General features: G+C 63.0%; 3 protein-coding genes. 1 reads left to right on the top strand and 2 read right to left on the bottom strand.

Features of this window, described 5'->3' with window-relative positions:
* On the bottom strand, window positions 1–623 hold a 623-nt coding region (locus PF446_RS10335; RefSeq protein WP_298071343.1), incomplete at its 3' end, for a pseudouridine synthase.
* 70 nt (window positions 624–693) lie between these two features.
* Between PF446_RS10335 and PF446_RS10330 the strand changes: the two genes are divergently transcribed.
* A complete protein-coding gene (locus PF446_RS10330; RefSeq protein ID WP_298071342.1) occupies window positions 694–1,509 on the top strand; it encodes an outer membrane protein assembly factor BamD in 816 nt (271 codons plus the stop codon).
* 24 nt (window positions 1,510–1,533) lie between these two features.
* On the opposite strand, the gene PF446_RS10325 is transcribed toward PF446_RS10330, so the two are convergent.
* Window positions 1,534–2,937, bottom strand: a 1,404-nt coding sequence (locus PF446_RS10325; RefSeq protein ID WP_298071341.1) for an NAD+ synthase, incomplete at its 5' end; no start/stop codon positions are given.

Raw genomic sequence — 2,937 nt, 5'->3', positions numbered from 1 at the left:
GCACGCTTGCCGCTATGCGTGTCGCGCACGGCCTGGCGCAGGCGATCGACTGCATGGCGTCCAAGAGGTGCATCCACGGTACCCCCTGCGATCAGCGACCCGCGCACCACGGCGACATACTGGCGCTCGACCTCATGCCGCGCCAACATCGCCACCAGAGCGGTATGCGCGGCCATGGAGCAGGCCACCACCATCAGGCCGGAAGTGTCCTTGTCGAGCCGATGAACGATGCCGGCACGCGGCAGTTCCACCAGTCTCGGGTCAAGGTGCAGCAAGGCATTCTGCAAGGTGCCGTCGGCATTGCCCGCACCCGGGTGGACGACCAGTCCAGCCGGCTTTTCCAGCACCAGCAGGTCGTCATCGCGGTAACGCACGTCCAGGGCAATCGGCTGTGGCTCCAATGGAACCTCTTCTGCCAGCTCGGCGTGCAGCTCGACCTGCTCCCCGCCCTGCAGCCGATGGCGCGGAGCCACTACGGCGCCATCGAGCGTGACCGCGCCATCGCGCACCCAGCCGCTCAGCCGCGTACGCGAGTATTGCGGGAACATTGCCGCCAGCGCCTGGTCCAAACGTCGACCTGCCTCGTCCAGTGGCACCTGGGCCCGATGATCCACCATGCTCATGTCCGACCCACCGGCCGGCAGCCGGTTTCCGCTATCATGGCCCTTTGCTCAAGCATCCGACTGTCCTTATATGCGCGTTCTCAAGATATTCAGCCTCATTACTGCGGTCCTTCTGCTGGCGTCCTGCTCGCTTTTTCGCACCCGTGCAAACTACGACACGTTGCCGGTGGCCAAGCTCTACTCGACTGCCCACAACGCGCTCAGCCACGGGAACTATGCCAATGCTGAAAAGGCCTACCAGCGCCTGATCGCACGTTTCCCTTACGGCAAATACAACGAACAGTCTCAGGTGGACCTGGCCTACGCCCAGTACAAGGACAACAATCCCGAAGATGCGTACGCGACCATAAACCGGTTCATCAAGACCTATCCGGCGCACAAGCATATCGACTATGCCTATTACCTGCGCGGCCTGATCAATTTCAATCGCAGCTCGGGCTTTGTCCAACGCCTGGTCTCCCAGGACCAGTCGCGCCGCGACCAGGGTTACCGGCTGCAGTCCTTTGACGATTTCAGCCAGCTCACGCGGCGGTTTCCCGGCAGCAAGTACGCCGCTGACGCCCGCCAGCGCATGATCTACCTGCGCAACGGTCTGGCCGAGCACGAGATCAACGTGGCCAAGTTCTATTTCCACCACCGACTGTACGTGGCTTCGGCGCATCGTGCCCAGTACGTGATCGAGCATTATCAGCGTTCGCCGGAGACCGGCGATGCCTTGGCGCTTCTGGTTCGAAGCTACCGCAAGCTTGGCCTTGACAAGCTGGCTCAGCAAAGCCTGGCTGTGCTCAAGCTCAACTACCCCCATCACCCGTTCCTGAGCGACCCGAACTGGCCCCACTACGCGTCCATCTGGATGCGCATGATTCCGTTCACCAACCACCACTGATCCTGGTGACAAGCGGCGGACCGCTCAGGTCCAGCCGGAGGTGATCGGATAGCGGCGTTCGCGACCGAAGGCGCGCGACGTGACCTTGGGTCCGGGAGCAGACTGGCGACGCTTGAACTCGTTACGCAGTACCAACGTGGCCACCTTGTCGACCGTGGCGGCATCGAAACCGGCCGCGGCAATGGCCGCGCGTGACTGCTCGTTCTCGATGAAACGTTCAAGGATCGCGTCCAGGGTCGGGTAGTCGGGCAGCGAATCCTGATCCGTCTGGTCCTCGCGCAGCTCGGCCGATGGCGGGCGATCAATCACAGCCTGCGGGATCAATGCTCCCTCGCTGCGGGCCGCGGCGGCATCATTGCGCCAGGCCGCAAGGGCATAGACCCTTGTCTTGTAGACATCCTTCAGTGGGGCATAGGCACCACACATGTCGCCGTACAGGGTTGCGTAACCGACAGCCATCTCGCTCTTGTTGCCCGTGGCCAGCAACAGGCGGCGATGCTTGTTCGACAATGCCATGAGCAGTGCGCCGCGAATGCGCGACTGCAGGTTCTCCTCGGTCAGATCGGCTGGTTTGCCTTCGAAAGCCGGCTCAAGCGCCACCAGCATGGTCTCGAAGGCCGGCTCGATCTGCACCACCTCATAGTCCACACCCAGCACTTGGGCCTGATCACGCGCTCCGTCCAGGGAAAGCTGCGAGGTGTAGCGTGAAGGAAGCATCACCGCAGTGACCCGATCCGCGCCCAGCGCATCCACTGCAAGCGCAACGGTCAGCGCCGAATCGATACCTCCGGACAGGCCCAGCAGAACACCGGGAAAGCCGTTCTTGTTGACATAGTCGCGGATGCCGCGCACAAGGCCGGCATAGAGTATCGCGTGCTCGTCGAGCACGGCCGGCGGCCAATCCTGCGTGGTGAACATGCCGCTGGCGCTGTCGAAACGTGCATGCAGCAGTGCCTCCTCAAAGGACCGTGCACGTGCCGCCAGGGAACCGTCTGCATTGACCAGGATTGATGCGCCGTCAAACAGCACATCGTCCTGGCCACCCACCACGTTGAGGTAGGCGATGGCCACGCCATGACGCCGGGCCTGACGCTGCAGCACCGTCAGCCGCTCGTCGGCCTTGCCCAGGTCGTACGGGGAGGCATTGGGCACGATCAGCAGTTCGGCACCGGATGCGCAGGCAGCGTCCACCGGTGCATCGATCCAGACGTCCTCGCAGATCAACAACCCCACGCGCACCCCGGCAACGTCGATCACCCGGGACTCGGTACCCGGGGTGAAATAACGCTTTTCGTCGAACACACCGTAGTTGGGCAACGCGTGCTTGGCGTAGCGTGCGGCCACGGTACCGCCACGCAGCAGGCTGAGTGCATTGAGCAAGGGCTGCTGGAAGGCGTTCTCGTCCAGCGTGTGGGCCACTTCGTCGGC

Source organism: Oleiagrimonas sp. (assembly GCF_027858935.1).
In the GTDB taxonomy this organism is placed as follows: domain Bacteria; phylum Pseudomonadota; class Gammaproteobacteria; order Xanthomonadales; family Rhodanobacteraceae; genus Oleiagrimonas.
The sequence above is the reverse complement of the archived record's forward strand: the minus strand, read 5'-3'. Positions and strand labels throughout refer to the sequence as shown.

Bases quoted from the DNA above. Each gene is read 5' to 3' on its own strand.
- PF446_RS10330 (WP_298071342.1), top strand. From the start codon at position 694: ATGCGCGTTCTCAAGATATTCAGCCTCATTACTGCGGTCCTTCTGCTG.